16 protein-coding genes are annotated in these 16,037 nt (G+C 42.7%); 10 read left to right on the top strand and 6 right to left on the bottom strand.

All coding sequences use genetic code 11. The features are described from left to right. The first annotated feature begins 189 nt into the window (after positions 1–189). The 5 genes from ACHZC4_RS01915 (at position 190) to ACHZC4_RS01895 (ending at position 4,392) form a co-directional block, all read left to right on the top strand. On the top strand, positions 190–765 hold the full coding sequence (locus ACHZC4_RS01915; RefSeq protein WP_394752075.1) for a TerD family protein: 576 nt from the start codon (positions 190–192) through the stop codon (positions 763–765). A 47-nt stretch (positions 766–812) separates the two neighbouring features. Next, a complete protein-coding gene (locus tag ACHZC4_RS01910) occupies positions 813–1,388 on the top strand; it encodes a TerD family protein (RefSeq protein WP_394752074.1) in 576 nt (191 codons plus the stop codon). 18 nt (positions 1,389–1,406) lie between these two features. Next, positions 1,407–2,657, top strand: a complete 1,251-nt coding sequence (locus ACHZC4_RS01905) for a VWA domain-containing protein (protein ID WP_394752073.1) — start codon at positions 1,407–1,409, stop codon at positions 2,655–2,657. A 121-nt stretch (positions 2,658–2,778) separates the two neighbouring features. Beyond that, on the top strand, positions 2,779–3,369 hold the full coding sequence (locus tag ACHZC4_RS01900) for a TerD family protein (RefSeq protein ID WP_394752071.1): 591 nt from the start codon (positions 2,779–2,781) through the stop codon (positions 3,367–3,369). A 3-nt stretch (positions 3,370–3,372) separates the two neighbouring features. Further along, positions 3,373–4,392 (top strand): ATP-grasp domain-containing protein, encoded by a 1,020-nt coding sequence (locus ACHZC4_RS01895; protein ID WP_394752070.1) that lies wholly within the window; start codon positions 3,373–3,375, stop codon positions 4,390–4,392. A 94-nt stretch (positions 4,393–4,486) separates the two neighbouring features. Here ACHZC4_RS01895 and ACHZC4_RS01890 read toward each other — a convergent pair whose 3' ends face one another. The 3 genes from ACHZC4_RS01890 to mobA all read right to left on the bottom strand — a co-directional run bounded on the left by ACHZC4_RS01890 (position 4,487) and on the right by mobA (position 9,459). Further along, entirely contained in the window at positions 4,487–7,129 is a 2,643-nt protein-coding gene (locus ACHZC4_RS01890) for a beta strand repeat-containing protein (protein ID WP_394752069.1), read from the bottom strand. Between the two features lie 543 nt (positions 7,130–7,672). Beyond that, positions 7,673–8,836, bottom strand: coding sequence for a pyridoxal phosphate-dependent aminotransferase (locus ACHZC4_RS01885; protein ID WP_394752068.1), 1,164 nt, complete (start codon positions 8,834–8,836; stop codon positions 7,673–7,675). Further along, positions 8,833–9,459 (bottom strand): molybdenum cofactor guanylyltransferase MobA, encoded by a 627-nt coding sequence (gene mobA, locus ACHZC4_RS01880; RefSeq protein WP_394752067.1) that lies wholly within the window; start codon positions 9,457–9,459, stop codon positions 8,833–8,835. Before mobA ends, ACHZC4_RS01885 begins: the two co-directional genes overlap by 4 nt. 238 nt (positions 9,460–9,697) lie before the next feature. Between mobA and ACHZC4_RS01875 the strand changes: the two genes are divergently transcribed. Together ACHZC4_RS01875 and ACHZC4_RS01870 are read left to right on the top strand one after the other, a co-directional pair. Further along, positions 9,698–10,285, top strand: a complete 588-nt coding sequence (locus ACHZC4_RS01875) for a beta-class carbonic anhydrase (protein ID WP_394752066.1) — start codon at positions 9,698–9,700, stop codon at positions 10,283–10,285. 267 nt (positions 10,286–10,552) lie between these two features. Beyond that, a complete protein-coding gene (locus ACHZC4_RS01870; RefSeq protein WP_394752065.1) occupies positions 10,553–10,945 on the top strand; it encodes a hypothetical protein in 393 nt (130 codons plus the stop codon). Positions 10,946–11,166: 221 nt separating this feature from the next. Here ACHZC4_RS01870 and ACHZC4_RS01865 read toward each other — a convergent pair whose 3' ends face one another. The 3 genes from ACHZC4_RS01865 to ACHZC4_RS01855 all read right to left on the bottom strand — a co-directional run bounded on the left by ACHZC4_RS01865 (position 11,167) and on the right by ACHZC4_RS01855 (position 13,466). Further along, positions 11,167–11,553: a hypothetical protein gene (locus ACHZC4_RS01865; RefSeq protein WP_394752064.1), complete on the bottom strand. Its 387-nt coding sequence runs from the start codon at positions 11,551–11,553 to the stop codon at positions 11,167–11,169. Between the two features lie 356 nt (positions 11,554–11,909). Then, complete coding sequence (locus ACHZC4_RS01860; RefSeq protein WP_394752063.1) at positions 11,910–12,311, bottom strand: hypothetical protein; 402 nt, start codon at positions 12,309–12,311, stop codon at positions 11,910–11,912. Between the two features lie 351 nt (positions 12,312–12,662). Beyond that, on the bottom strand, positions 12,663–13,466 hold the full coding sequence (locus ACHZC4_RS01855) for a formylglycine-generating enzyme family protein (RefSeq protein ID WP_394752062.1): 804 nt from the start codon (positions 13,464–13,466) through the stop codon (positions 12,663–12,665). A gap of 205 nt (positions 13,467–13,671) precedes the next feature. Between ACHZC4_RS01855 and ACHZC4_RS01850 the strand changes: the two genes are divergently transcribed. Genes ACHZC4_RS01850 through ACHZC4_RS01840 form a run of 3 tightly spaced genes read left to right on the top strand, consistent with a single transcriptional unit; the run spans position 13,672 to position 15,949 of the window. Further along, a complete protein-coding gene (locus ACHZC4_RS01850; RefSeq protein ID WP_394752061.1) occupies positions 13,672–14,163 on the top strand; it encodes a TlpA family protein disulfide reductase in 492 nt (163 codons plus the stop codon). Next, on the top strand, positions 14,160–15,410 hold the full coding sequence (locus ACHZC4_RS01845; protein WP_394752060.1) for a sialidase family protein: 1,251 nt from the start codon (positions 14,160–14,162) through the stop codon (positions 15,408–15,410). The genes ACHZC4_RS01850 and ACHZC4_RS01845 overlap by 4 nt, the downstream gene beginning before the upstream one ends. A 59-nt stretch (positions 15,411–15,469) precedes the next feature. Then, on the top strand, positions 15,470–15,949 hold the full coding sequence (locus ACHZC4_RS01840; protein ID WP_394752059.1) for a DUF1348 family protein: 480 nt from the start codon (positions 15,470–15,472) through the stop codon (positions 15,947–15,949). Positions 15,950–16,037: the final 88 nt, after the last annotated feature.

Here is a 16,037-nt window from a genome sequence, read left to right as displayed (position 1 = left end):
AAACTTAGCGTTGTAATTCTCCTGCTATGCAATTTGCGTATTAATAGGTATTATTAGCAATTATACGCTGTCAACGTAGCTTGATATTTTTACAGAGGTTTAGCGTTATTCCACTATACTTTGTATGGACTAAGGCGTAGTTGAGTCAAGTTCTTATTAAAAAAATATAAACTCACTGGAGGTTAATTTATGGGTATTTCATTAAGTAAAGGCGGCAATATTAGCCTGTCGAAAACTGATCCCACGCTGAAAAATCTCATCATCGGTTTGGGGTGGGATGCAAGGCCCACGGATGGTACAGATTTTGATTTGGATGCCAGCGCCTTTATGGTTAAAGAAGATGGGAAAGTGCGTTCCGACAGTGATTTTATTTTTTACAATCAAACAACTTCTATCTGTGGTTCTGTGGAGCATACAGGTGATAATCGTACGGGTGCCGGAGATGGTGACGACGAAACAATTAATGTGTTTTTAGATAAAATTCCAGTAGATATTCAGCGAGTGATTTTTACTGTGACGATTCATGAAGCAGAAGCACGTAAACAAAATTTTGGTCAGGTTTCCCATGCTTATGTACGAATAGTCAATGGTGATTCCAATAATGAAGTGGCGCGTTACGACTTGAGTGAAGATGCTTCGATTGAAACCGCTATGATTTTTGGCGAAATATACAAACATGGTATTGAATGGAAATTTAAGGCTGTAGGACAAGGTTATGCGGGTGGATTATCTGCCTTGGCTAGACAATACGGCATAAATATTTAATATGATCCATTAAGGGTTAACACTTTTTATAAAATACGGAGACGGTTATGGCAATATCACTTAGTAAAGGCGGTAACGTGAATCTCAGCAAAGAGGTTCCAGGATTAAATAAAGTTGTAATTGGTTTGGGCTGGGATGCACGCGCAACAGATGGTGCCGCATTCGATTTAGATGCCAGTGCTTTTATGGTTAAGCTAGATGGCAAAGTTCGTTCAGACAGTGATTTTTGTTTCTACAACAATAAAGTCGTGGCTGATGGCGCCGTACAACATGCAGGCGACAACTTGACTGGTGCGGGAGATGGCGATGATGAGTCTCTTAAAGTGGAGCTAAGTAAAATACCTGCCGATTTAGATAAAGTTGTTGTTGCGGTCACTATACACGATGCTGCTACACGCAAACAAAATTTTGGCCAGGTTAGTCGTGCCTACATTAGAATTATTAATGAAGATGGCGGCCAAGAAATTGCCCGTTATGATTTGAGTGAAGATGCTTCAGTAGAAACAGCCATGATTTTTGGCGAAATTTACCGCGTGGGTGCCGATTGGAAATTTAAAGCGGTAGGTCAAGGTTTTGCAGGTGGATTAGGGCCATTAGCGGCTTCATTTGGGGTTAATGTTTAATTTGCTATAAACAGGATTATGCAAATTCGTCGCGGCCAGCGCTTGGCTTTGGCTGAGTTGCATCAGAATATTGATATCGAGTCATTTCAGATTGGCTTGTGTTTTTCTGGATTGCGAGAAGATGTTGATTTTGCTTGTTTTAGCGTAAATGCCCAGCAAAAATTAGCGGATGAGCGGTATATGACGTTCTATAATCAGGCCGAAAGCTCTTGCGGGGGTATTAAATTAGTTAAGTCAGAGCAGGATTTAATCAGATTTTTATGTCAATTGACGGTATTGCCAGCCACTATTGATCGTTTGGTTTTTACCGCAGTACTGAGTAACTCTGAAACCATACGGCAATTACATAATGGTTATTTACGTTTTGTTGTAGCTAATCAAGAACTTGCTCGCTTTTCGTTTTCAGGGTTAGATTTTGAAAACGAAAAAGCCTTGATAGTGGGTGAAATTTACCGCAGTAACAGTGGCTGGCGTTTCAGTGCCACCGCTCAAGGTTTCAATGGGGGTTTGGCCGCATTGGTTCAATATTTTGGCGGTAATGTTGAAGAAGAGATGCCACAGAAACCCCCTGAGCTGCCCCTTGAAAAAAAGATTGCCGCGGCGGCACCAAAACTAGTCGGTTTGGCTAAAAAAGCAGCGATCTCTTTGGAAAAATATTATTTGACAGCCACTGTAGCGCAGGTAGGCTTGGTATTGGATGCTTCAGGCTCAATGTACGCACAGTATGATAAGGGTAAAGTGCAGCAAGTCATTGAGCGATTGTTGCCGCTGGCTGTGCATTTTGATGACGATGGAGCGCTGGATGTCTGGGCATTTTCCAGCAAAGCTCTGGCGCTGCCGCCAGCTACGTTACAAAACTATTCTGATTATATCGCCAGCGCAGACTACGGTTGGCGTAATTGGGGCATGATGAGTATTAATAATGAACCCGAAGTAATCGAGCGGGTGATTCAACATTATGCCCATACAAATTTGCCGATATTGATAATTTTTGTGAGTGATGGCGGCGTAAGCCAAAATGCCGTTATTAAAAAATTGTTGGTCGATGCGGCTAAATTGCCTATTTTTTGGCAATTTATTGGTATTGGTGGGCGAAATTATGGTGTTTTGGAAAAACTCGATACTTTATCTGGCCGAGTCGTCGACAATTGTGGCTTTTTTTCGTTAGATGACCTTAACAGCGTAAGTGAACAAGATTTGTATGAACGTTTGTTGAGTGAATTTCCTCTCTGGCTGGAAGCGGCTAAACTTAAGGGTATCACTCGTTGAGTGTATACTCGCTTAGATTTTTTATTGTTGAGTCGCCGTGAGGCCGAGTTGATAAACTGGGTTTACCATAGGTAACCCATAAACTCTTGTATTAATTATCTACTTTAGGAGCATTTCATTCATGGGTATTAATCTACAAAAAGGTCAAAAAATTTCTTTGACCAAAGATTCTGGGGCTTCTTTAACAAAAGTTATTATGGGTTTAGGCTGGGATGCTAAAAAAACTGGCGGTGCATTAAAAGGATTTTTTGGCAGTGGCAGTGGCGATGCCATCGATTTGGATGCTTCATGTGTTATGTTTAACGAGCAAAATAAACTGGTTGATACTATTTGGTTTAAACAGTTAAAAAGCCGTGATGGCAGTATTATTCACACGGGCGATAACCGTACTGGTGACGGCGATGGCGATGATGAGCAAATTATCGTGGCGCTGGATAAAGTACCTGGCGAGGTTAAATCATTGGTATTTACCGTTAACTCATTTACTAATCAAACCTTTGATGCGGTAGAAAATGCTTATTGCCGTTTGGTGGATGGCACCAACAACACGGAAATTGCCCGTTATACATTAAGTGCACAAGGCAATCACACTGCGCAAATTATGGCCAAAGTGTATCGCCATAATGGCGAGTGGAAAATGCACGCGATTGGTGAAAATGGCAATGGTCGTACTATAGATAGCCTGTTGCCGCAAATCGTGATTCATCTATAGGTCGTGAGAATTTGGTTCAATAAGACTTTTTCAACCATCGCTGCGGTATTAAAAAATCTTCGTCAGTCGATACCGGCCGATGAAGTGACACTGATTTGTACGCAAACCTACACCACAGCCACAGTGTTTTTAGCGGCTGATGAGAACCATCTAGAGCCTTCGGATCTGGTGGGTCAAGATTATCTTGAATGGTGTGTGGTGTTTTGCAGTCTCCACAAGATTGATTTGTTTTGGCCGGGTAAGGAAGCGGCTTTGATCAGTGCTAATCATGCCCTGTTTAATGCCATTGGTGTACAAGTGATGTCAGTTGCTGATGCTACAACGCTCACTCTATTACATAATAAAGCCCATTTTTATAGTCACCTAGAGCCCAGTGTGGCGACTGTAATGGATTTTATTGCAGTTAATAATGCTGATGAATTTGACCGTGCTGTTAATACGTTATCGCTTAAACATGAAAAGTTGTGTATTAAACCGGCGGTGTCGGTTTACGGGCTTGGTTTTCGAATTCTAGATAGGCAGCGTGATGGCATCACTCATGTGCTTAAAGGGATTGAGTACCAAATACCGTGGCAAGAACTACGGCAAGGCATGGTGAATACGCCACAATTTGATACGCTGCTGGTTATGGAACATTTGGGCGGCGTTGAATGGAGCGTCGATTGCGTAGGCCGGCACGGTGAGCTTTTAGTTGCTGTACAACGAAAAAAATCGCCAATGGCAGGTCATGGGCAAACCATCGATAACCATCCTGAAATCCAGGGCATGGTTAGTCGATTAACTCAACGTTATCGGTTGAATGGCATATTCAATATTCAATTCAAACAAGGTGCGCAGGGTGTGCGCTTGCTGGAAATTAATGCTAGACCTTCCGGTGGCTTTGGTATGGCTTGTTTGTCGGGTGCTAACTTGGCACAGATGGCCTTGCAGTCTATAAAAGGTGAGGTGATTAAAGCCCCCGTTATCTGTTATGGACTGAGGATTAATGAAATTAGTACACCTGTGATATTGCCGGATTTGTGATATTTACTAGTACCGCACTCCGGCAATTTTTAGCGAATTACCAAGCGCGGACAGTTTTTCATGTGTCCGTGCTGGTAAGTAATTTTAGGGTGTTTTAAGCAATAATATGAATATTGGCCGCTGTCAATGCCGTACCGGAATCAACTCCAACTAAGTCAACAGCAAAAAATTGTTCCCCGCTGCCGTCCCTATCAAACGATAAAATACCGTTTTCCTGGTCATAGATAAAGCTCTGTGCTGCTGTGGATGCCCCATTAAAGGAAAATTGCGCAATAGTTAAGTTGGCGATACCGAAAGCCGATGCAGAAATGGCAATAACATCGTTTTGCGCCAAAGAAAAATCGCCAATTTTATCGGGGAAAGAATCAGAAGCGGAATTAAAAACAAAGGTATCTGCGCCAGTGGAGCCATATAAAGTGTCTCGACCTAATCCCCCTATTATCATGTCATCATTTAAGCCGCCGAAAATATTGTCATTACCACTGCCGCCATTAAAGGTGTTTTTTGCCGTGCTATTTTCTGCGGTCAGGTAATCGTTGCCTTCACCGCCCATCATGATAATTGTGCCGGTGGAGCCGGAAGCATCTAGAAAGTCATTGTCAGTACCGCCGTCTAATGTATTGGCTGCAGCGGATTGCCTAGCGTAAATGCTATCGTTACCTGCGCCGCCAAAAAGTTTATTGATGCCACTGTTGGCTGAGATACTAAGTTTGTCGTTGCCGTCATCGCCATTCAAAATGTTGTTACCGGCAGCATTATTAACTTCTATAGTGTCATTATCTGCACCACCATTGAAAGTATTGTTTCCTGTGCTATTAGAGGAAGATAGGCTGTCACTGCCAGCTCCTCCTTCAAGAATGTTATTTCCAGAAGCATTGTTATCAACGTAAAGGCTGTCATCACCTTCTCCGCCAGACAGCGTATTATTACCTGCGCCACCATTGAGTGTGTCATTGCCGATTCCACCTTTTAGGTCATCATCAAAGTTAGTACCGGTAATTTTCATTGCTTCTATGTTTGTGAATTTAATTTGGTTTGTGCCGGCAATAAAAGTACCGCTTGCGCCATCATTTGCATTGATAAAGACGGTTAAGGTGGTGCTGGCATCAGTATAATCGACGATTAAAGTATCAGATTGATTACCACCATCCACTGTTTGGGTGATTAAACTGGCGGCATTGCCCGCTGAAAGACTAATGCGATCGTCGCCTTCTCCGCCAAGCAGCATGTTAGCGCCTTTCGGGGCGACTAGGATTAAGCGATCGTTACCACCCATGCCATAGATTTTATTGTCGCCATTGCTATTATTCGCCACAATATAATCATCGCCGTCGCCGCCATTCAGGATGTTATCACCCGTACTGGAATCCGCGCGAATAGAATCATTATCAGCACCGCCCACAACATTGTTGTTACCACTCGCTGCAAAAAGGTTGAAGCGGTTATCGCCTAATGCACCATTAAAATAATTGTTACCCGTAGACTTTATGGCTGAAAAACTATCAAGCCCAGCGCCGCCATACAAGAAGTTATTGCCGGCTGCGTTGTCTACGTTTAAGGTATCATCTCCAGCCTCACCGTAAAGTTTGTTACTGCCTTCGTCGTCAATTAAGGTATCGTTATCATCGCCGCCATGTAATGTATCATTGCCCGCCCTACCGTCTAGGGTATCTTCTCCTGCAAGACCGGAAAGAATATTATTGTTAATATTGCCTTTCAGTATATTATCGAGACCATTCCCTGTACCCTCGGCAGGTGCATTGCCTGTTAGGTTAAGGTTTTCAAAAAGTGCACCAAGCGTGAGGGAAATAGTTGAGTTAATGGTATCAATACCGCCGGCATCGCTACCGAAGCCATCATCTTCACTGACGACATCGCTTTTATTATCAATATAATAACTGTCGTTGCCTGACCCGCCGAACATTTTATCTCCCCCAGTGCCAGCACCAGCGCCGCCAATGAGAGTGTCATTGCCAGCACCTCCTTTCAAGGTATCATTACCACCCAGACCAGATAAAACATCATTACCCGCACCGCCGGTAAGGATATTGCTGTTGCTATTACCTATTATTTTATTATTTAATTTATTGCCGGTGCCATTAACGATAGCTGTACCTGTTAATGTCAGGTTTTCAAAAAGATCACCTAATACACTTGAAAAAGGCGTGTAGAGGGTATCAATACCGCCCGCATCAGTTCCCGCATCGGTTTGTTCGCTGGCTAGGTCATCGGTATCATCAATATAATACTTATCGTTACCTGCGCCGCCAAACATTTGGTCAGCGCCCGTTCCGCCAACAAGTACATCATCGCCATCACCGCCTTTTAAAATGTCATCTCCGGCCATTCCGTAAACGTCATCGTCTCCGGCCGCGCCAGTGAGGGTATTACTCTGGGCATTGCCGGTAAGCATATTATCCAGATTATTGCCCGTGCCATTAATTGCAGCGCCACCTGTTAAAATGAGGTTTTCCAAAAAATTTCCCAATGTAAAAGATACTGACGACTTAACCGTGTCTGTACCTGTTGCATCAGTGCCATCAGTATTGGTTTCGCTTACATCATCCCCCAGGCTATTGATGATATAGGTATCATCGCCTGCGCCACCCAACAGCTGGTCATTGCCACCAGCGCCGTTTAGGGTGTCATTGCCTTCTAGTCCATAGATGATTTCATCATCGGGGGTGCCGATTAAATTATTGTCACCGGCATCACCAGTAATTGTCTTTATAGCCATTTTTTTCTCCAAATCATTGATTTTTAGTATCCTTGAGCAAATTGCAAGAATGACTTTTTTAGGGATAAGCCTCGATACTATCGAGCCAGAGTTTATGTTAAATCACTTTTTTGTGGGTGATTAATTGAAATCAACAGTTTTATTGCCTTGATAAAATTAGGAGAATGTACTCACTTTATCACCTGGGAGGCTTTACCAAACAAGCATATTGATGAATGTAAAGAAATGCAAAAACTTTATGCATAAATTGACTGGAGCATAGAATCGTAGGCAGCCCTTAATTAAATTATGCAAAATACACACCAAAAATGTAAATAATTATAAAATCAATTGGATAAATATTTCGTTCTCGGATATTAAGATATTTCTTATGAGTAATCGTAAATTAATATGACACTTAATGTTTGCAATTAGTGCTGAACCTTTTATATCTTGAATTGTTGACCAATAACATGTCCTTACATTAAGGAAGCAGACTTTTCCAGTGTAAAAATAGTAGACAACATCTTGGCTTAATAGGGTAAGCAAAACGGCAATGCTCAGTTAGCAAAGCGTGGTAATACCTTTGATTAACCGTTGCATGGCTATTTCGGCGCTGGCATGATTTAACATGCCATAAGAAATTCGCAAATAACAGCCATCGGTTAAGCCAAATGCGCTACCAGGAAGGGCAGCTATTTTAAAGTCACGAATCAATGTGTGTAAAACCTCTAAATCGTTACGGTCAGTATTTAGTTTTAACAAAAAATAAATAGCCCCCGCCGTAACCGAAGTCTGGCAAACATGCTCTAAACCTTGTAATTGCGTAATCATATAATGGCGAACTTCAGTTAAGGGCAGCAATTGATTTTTACAGTAAGCAATACCCGTTTGCAGCGCGGCTAATGCGGCATGCTGAGTGATCAACGGTGGGCAAATTAAATTGGTATCTTGCGCTTTCATTAACGATGGCACTAATTCTTTGGGGATAACTAGATAGCCCATGCGCCAGCTTGCAAAGCCATAAGCTTTCGATAATGAATAAAGGGAAATAGTGTGCGCCCCTGCGCCAGCAATACTGCCGGGTGAAAAATGTTGGGCATTATCATAAGTGAAATACTCATACGCTTCATCACTGATATGATACAAGCCATGTTGTTGGCACAACGCATTCACTGCACGTAAGTCCACTTCTGGATACACTGCGCCACTGGGGTTGTTGGGTGATACGGTGACGATGGCACGGGTTTTTGTAGTAATGGCAGCACGGAGCAGGTCAATTTGCAGTTGATAATCTCCATCCGTAGGCACAAAAATCGGCGTGCAATGTAACATGCGCACGGCCATCTCCTGATTAAAATAATAAGGTAGTGGCAAAATGACTTCATCACCTGGATCGACAATCGGTAGCAGCACATTCAAAAACCCCATATTAGAACCGGCAGTCACCATTACTCGGTAACCACGTTGACAATCGATAGCATTTTCGTTGAGCAATTTTGTATCAATAACGTTTAGTAAAGTGGGCATTCCAAAAGCTGAGCCATAGTAATGATCTGTCGGCTGAGTACCAAAATGTTGAATTGCTTGCATAACGCTGGCAGGTGGCGGATAGGAAACCATTCCTTGTCCCAGTGATAGCGTACCTGGGTTTTCGCGTATCCATTCGTTAACCACTGGAATAATGGCTGATTGTACCGACGGCATGGTTAAGCTATGGCGCATCATTTACCGCCTAATACGACTGGGGGTTGCGTCTCTAAAATGGATAAGTCATTCATGGTATTAATATTGGTAAATATGTCCGGCTCGGCACTAAAATCAACTTTTATCATCTGCTGCTGGATTTGCCATGTGCTCACTTTACGCTGACCACTGGCTAAATAATCATGCAGACTTTGCTGTAATATTGTGCGGACAGCAAAAAAAACCCCGTGTAGTTGGTCGCCTTCACAGGCAACAGCAATATCTGCCTTAGTTTGCATAACTGCCAGCAACAGTTTTTGGAGATGTTGCGCTTTAATTAAGGGGCAATCGCAGGGTATTGCCAGCAATACCTCGGCATCGGTAGCGTGCATTGCCGCTAAAACACCGGCTAGTGGGCCGTCAAAGCTAGCGGTATCATCGGTTATAACGGCTAAGCCAAGCTCTTGATAGCGGGTAATATTTCGATTGGCATTAATGATCAGTTGATCAACCACACACTGAGATGCAGCGATGGCGTAATGTATTAAAGGCTGACCATTATAATGAACCAGGCCTTTATCCTGATGGCCCATACGAGTTGCACGCCCTCCGGCTAAAATAACACAGGCAGTTTTGGAGGGATTGTTGATCGGTTGGGTGTTCATCGCGCTGTCGCTTACAGAAAGTGTTATGTCTATAGATCATACCTAACTGTAGCATTGTTGTCCGCTACTTTATAAGCGTCCCTTCTGGGTAAGGTATTAAATTTTCAGCTATTTGAATAGCGGGGATATTGGGGTAAAATCGGTCGTCCAAATCATTTCTGTAAGTTATTGGTGCAGACGGTAATGTGGATGCAGAGGTTCTTTGAAATTAAAATAATAATGAGAGGAGTTAAATGCTGTGAGCAAAATTTTAGATGAAGTATTAGCTGCAAACCAAGCGTATGTTGCGGGTTTTGGTGATAAAGGTGAGTTGGCATTGCCACCGGCCAGAAGTTTCGCCATCTTGACCTGTATGGATGCGCGTTTAGATCCCGCTAAATATGCCGGTTTGTCAGAAGGCGATGCGCATGTTATTCGTAATGCCGGCGGACGTGCCAGTGATGATGCGATTCGTTCCTTGGTTATTTCTTACAAGCTTTTGGGTACGCGCGAATGGTTTATTATTCATCATACCAATTGCGGTATGGAGTTATTTACTGATGAAATTATGCGCAGATTGTTAAACAGCAGCTTAAAAACAGCCTCTATTGATGCGGAAGGCTGGCATGATAGCGGTGATGGCCCAGGTTCTGCTGAGTGTAATTACATTGATTGGCTGACTATTAAAAACCAAGAAGCCAGCGTATTGGAAGATGTTTCACGGGTAAGAAATCACCCATTAGTGCCTGGAAATATTCCAGTTTACGGGTATATCTATGATTGCAAGACTGGTCGGTTGATTGAAGTGCCTGCGGCAACTGAAGCGGGTAAAGCTGCTGCTAATTAATGACAGTGTGGCCATGTTCGCGCCTTAAGGTGCGAACATGGTTGCTGCTTTGTCCACGAAAGGCATGAAAAAAATACAGTAAAGTCTTCATGTCTTGGCAATATATTCAGGGATTTTGGTGATCGACTGTTATTTTAAAGCCCCATACTTACTCCCATATAAGCTCTTTGTGGGCAAAGCCTTGCTTTGAGGGATACACAGCGATCCATAAATCACCCTTGCTAAAACTACTTGCCATATCCGGCTTCTACTGACTGATTGGGCTATATGATAAATCAATACAAATTATTTTTTTTGAGCGCTATCGTTCTTGCAGTTACTGTCGGTTGTGCAGCGACCACCGTACAGGAAAAACCCACCGAATCATCAAGCCAGTTGAATAGCTATCCGACAAGGGATCGTGTTGAATACGTTTTAAATTGTATTGCAGAACATGGTGGCCTTAACTATATCAGCCAATATGCCTGCGGCTGTAAGATTGATAAAATAGCTGAACAAATGAGCTTTGAAGAATTCGATACGGCAAAAACATTCAGTAATTTACGTGGTGTGGCGGGTGAAAGTGGTGCCGCTTTTCGCGATCCCAAACAATCAAAAGACTTGAAGAAAAGACTGAAAGAAGCTGAAGCATCGGCTGAGAAAAGTTGCTTTGTAAAATAGCGCAACTTCAGAATTTTCCAGTTTTAAACAGGTATAAAGCTAAGCATTGATTAGCGCAGAGCTTATGCTGTTTTAGATTCCGTCCTGCCCCACAAACTCAATCAGGACGGTAAAGAGACTAATAAGCCGTCACCCCTCTCCAGCAGGAAAGGGGCTTTCTTGCTTAACTTAATGGCAGTGCGCCTTAAGTTGGAAACCTTTTTTAAACTACTAGAGAAGGTTTAGACTTGACCATGTAGTGCTTCAAAGGCTTTTTGTGCTTTTTCTAGTTCTTGTTCCGCTTCTTGTAAAGAACTGGCTTTGGCATGTGCTTTAGCCGCTTTTAATATGTCATTTGCTTTTGAACGGTTTCTATCGACAACATCATTGGCATTTACTTCTTTGCTGGCATCAAGGGCGGCTTTAATCATTGGGGCAACCGCAGCGCCATCTGAGCCGCTTTTAATGGCGACAATAGCCTCTTTAATTTTACCGATAACCAGGTCAATAGCTTCATGAGGTCCGTAGGCTATTCTGCCCTCATCAACTTCAGCCAGCACAGTGGATGAAAATGTACCCATAGAAGTTGCAATCAATAAAGCTAATCCGAATTTTTTTAAAAGTTTCATGTTACAGTCCTAAATGTGGATGCTATTTTGATATTAATAAGTTTTTTACTAGGTATATACCAATTCATATTTTATTCGCATCGTAGAAAATTGCAATCGATCTGTGATATAAAACAAATCCACTGTTAATCTAAAAAACTAACCTTTAAAGATTGGATAAAAAACTTACGGAGCCGAAGGATTTGCGAAGAAAAATTGCTGGGTAAATAGTGCAAAAAACAGTGCTTCAGGTTGTGCTCATTGAGCAGATAGGCACTGGCTGCCAGAGGGAAGTGTGCTGCTTGGGGATGAAGAATACCCTCCTGCTTGATTAATTCAAGCAGGAGGGAGTCAAGCTAATCTAGGCAGGAATAGTCTTACCAAGTGCCATGTGTTATCAAATATCTCAAGTCTTCGAATTTTGTTGTTGCTGTAGCAAGTTCTGTACTGGCTTCTGTCAAATTGCCTTCTTTAGCGTGTTTTTTTGCAGATTTCAAGATGGTATTGGCTTTCATACGCGCATTGTCAACTTTGTCATTTGCATTGATTTCTTTGCTAGCATGTAGTGCTTCTAAAATCATACCAGAAACTTCTTCGCCACTCTTTTTTGCTGCAATGCCTTCTTCAGCTATTTTAATTTTAGCTTTTACTAAATCAATGGCTTGTTCAGGGCCGTAGGCAATTCTGCCTTCATCCACTTCAGCTAGCGCAGCGCCCGAAAAAGTGCCCATAGAAGTTGCAATCAATAAAGCTAATCCGAATTTTTTTAAAAATTTCATATTTCAGTCCTAAAGTTGTTGCTATTTGTTATTAAAAGTTTTTTTGTTGATGGCTATATACCGGTTCACATTTTATTCGTATTTTAAAAAAATGCAATCAAACAGTCACCTAAAAAACCAAGTGCTAATTTAAAAGAGTCATGAGCCAATTAACATCAAGAACATGCGGCATGGATCAATAGTATGTATCAGGTAGATTATTATTGTAATAAGGCAAGTAATTCCCCTTAATTTTAAATGATGAACCGAACTAATTAGCTGGATTCGAGCTGGATTCTAGCATGAAAAAATGAATAAAAGCTGAATGCATGCATAAGAATGAAGGTATCGTCACCTAGGTCTTGTCGTTTATTACTGGGCTTGTCGTAATAATCGGAAACCAATATCGTTGCTGCGCGTCATGGGTAAGCCGCTGAAACGACCGGAAGAGCGCAGGCTGATAGCATCACCTACCCAGCTACCACCCCGGTAAACGCGGTATTGCCCAGTGCTGGGGCCACCTGGATCTTTGTCTGGGCTATTGCTGTAATAGCTAGGATCGTACCAATCTTCTACCCATTCCCACACATTGCCGTGCATATCGTACAAGCCCCAATCATTGGCTTTTTTTTGTGCGACTTCGTGGGTATCGCCGCCGTAACCCTTATCGCCAAACCAGGCGTAATCACTTAACGAACTGGCACTATCACTAAACGAGTACAACGTAGCCGAACCTGCTCTAGCCGCATATTCCCATTCTGCTTCGCTGGGTAGGCGATAGAGATTGCCACCTTCTTTAGCATTCAGCCGTTTAATAAATTCTTGGGTATCTTCCCAACTGATTCTTTCTACCGGCTTGAAATGGCCTTTAAACTTGCTGGGATTTTTATCCATCAGCTCCTGCCATTGTTTTTGGGTGACTTCGGTTTCGCTTAGATAATAAGGTTTGGTAATACATGTTTTATGGCTGGGCATTTCTGCTTTGCTACTGGCTTGAATTTTTTCAATGGCTTGATCCAGTCCCATTTGAAAACAGCCTGGTTCTATTTTAATAAAATTGATGCCGCTGAAATTTTTGTGTTCAGCCGCTTGTGCAGCTTGTAAACACAGCGTACTTGCCAGTAAACTTAAAAACATGCCGGTTAACGGTGTTTTTGTTATGTTGTGAGTTTTCATAAACGCTCCGTGAGTTGTGTTACAAAAAAACCATGAGACGGCCGTATTACTGCGATAAGCTTTGAGAGTGAATAAAGAACTTTTAGTGTTAATGGTACACTAACTAAAACACATTACAACTGCATTGCTGCGCGTTATTATGAGCAGTTAATGTCACACAAAACACTACAATTAACCTCGATTTGAGACGGCAGAGCGAACTATTATGCTACTGAAAAATTTTGTTTTATTTCTATTGCTGCTTGTGCCAACGCTGAATAACGCTGCGCAAACCGATCAAGCCACGTTGAAACCTTTTGTGCCTGGGAGTTACCAACAGATATTAACCGAAACTGCCCAGCAGCCTTTTATGTTGGTGGTGTGGTCAATAACCTGTTCATCTTGCCTGAAAGATATGGCTTTGTTAAATAGCCTCCATAAAAAATATCCTAAGCTTAAGATGGTTATGCTGGCGACCGATGGTGCACAGGCAAGCACGCAAATCCAGGGCATCTTGCAGAAAAATGAACTTACCACGGTTGAAAACTGGAATTATGCTGATGAAAATAGCCAAAAACTGCAATACGAAATTGATCCGACTTGGTATGGTGAGTTGCCCAGAACGTATTTTTTTGATAAGGCTCATCAAAGAGAAGGCATTAGCGGCGTATTGATAGAGGCAGATTATCAGGCACATTTTGCGAAAATCTTAAAATGATGGCTGATAAATTTAACCTGCGTGTTTTAGACATGGCGGTATTGCCAGCTGTCGTCTTGGTGCTGAGTGCTTGTTCACCCCCTAGTTCTTTAACGCGATTAGAGAGTCCGGTAAATGCGATTTCATATTCAAATGTATCGACATCTGTTTTGGGGTTTTCCGACACGATATCTTTCGATGTTTATGTAGATAATAACCGCATACACCTGATTGCTGTTGGCGTGCCCGCAAACACTGACAAGCAAGCCGTGATTCGTTATGTATATTCTGACGATGACGGCCAACACTGGTTTAAGCGGTTAAATGTACTAAGTCCTAAGCCGCCGTCCATGGCTACGCGAGGCAATGATATTCAACTGGCTGTCAATGGTGATAAGTTGGTGGCTTTGTGGCAAACAACCGGAGAACTTCCCGGTATGGGGGCTATGGTTAGCGTGTATTCGCATGATGGCGGTAAAAACTGGCAAATCAGTCCAAATCCAGCCGTTAATGACAGTGGCGATCAATCGCATATTGATATTGCTGCGGCAAACAATGGATCATTTCACGCCGTATGGCTGGATGATAGGGACGAAAACGGTTATCAGGGCTTGCGTTATGCGCGCTCAGAAGATGCCGGTATACACTGGCAAAAATCTGTCACTTTGGATGATACGACGTGTTCTTGCTGCTGGAACAAACTAGCGTTTACGCCCACAGGTGCGCTCAATGTGTTATACCGTGATATGGAAGTCCGCGATATGGCGCTTAGCCAATCTATCGACAATGGTACAACATGGCAAAAATTGAGCCGGGCAGGGGATTTCAACTGGAAATTTGAAGGCTGTCCGCATGTCGGTGGCGGTCTTGCTTATGGTAATGATAACGGCAATACAGTAATGCACAGTTTGGTCTGGACAGGCGCGGAGCGCAAGCAAGGTTTGTATTATGTGCGTTCTGTCGATAACGGTAAGCTATGGTCACCGCCGTATAAGCTGGGTAAAATGGCAGTTCATGCGGATGTCGCCGTTACTGGTGATAGACACATTAGGGCAGTTTGGGATGAAACCGGTGCTGATGGCAGTGGGATATTTTCTGCACAATCTGACGATGGTGGGCTATCGTGGTCGGCGGCTAAACAATGGTCTTTGCCGAATCATAATGCCGTACAACCACGTATTGTGCCAGCTCAGAACGGATTTTTGCTGCTGTGGACAGAAAAACAGGCTAAGCAAGGTAATCAGCTCATGACAGTATTTGTGCAATGATTTGTGCCAGAAGGCCGATGCCCAACAACTTAATTCTTTTTACCATATAGGAGTTTTTCATGATCACAAGCCATGAGCCGCGTCCACCCTTTCCGCCTTTCACTTTTGATACCGCCACGCAAAAAGTGCGCATGGCGGAAGATGGCTGGAATAATCGCAATCCTGAACGTGTCGCACTGGCTTATAGCGTTGATAGCTCATGGCGTAATCGTGCGGAATTTCCGGTAGGTCGCGAGCAAATTATAGAATTTCTTAGCCAAAAATGGGCAAAAGAGCATGAATATCGGCTAATTAAGGAACTTTGGGCATTTAATGGCAATCGTATTGCCGTACGCTTTGCTTATGAATGGCATAATGACAATGGCGCTTGGTTCCGTTCTTACGGTAATGAGAACTGGGAATTCGACGAAAATGGTTTAATGCGCCGTCGCTATGCCAGCATTAATGATTTAGCCATTCAAGAAACCGACCGAAAATTTCATTGGCCACAAGGTCGGCGTCCTGATGATCATCCAGGCTTAAGCGAGTTGGGGCTTTAATGTGATTTTAAAAGCTACAAGTGCCAGTTTTTTTATCAATGTGCCGATTAATACAGCCAATGGGTAAAAACTATAATAAGATAGCCGA

Source organism: Crenothrix sp., assembly GCF_043729335.1.
Classification (GTDB): Bacteria; Pseudomonadota; Gammaproteobacteria; order Methylococcales; family Methylomonadaceae; genus Crenothrix.
The sequence above is the reverse complement of the archived record's forward strand: the minus strand, read 5'-3'. Positions and strand labels throughout refer to the sequence as shown.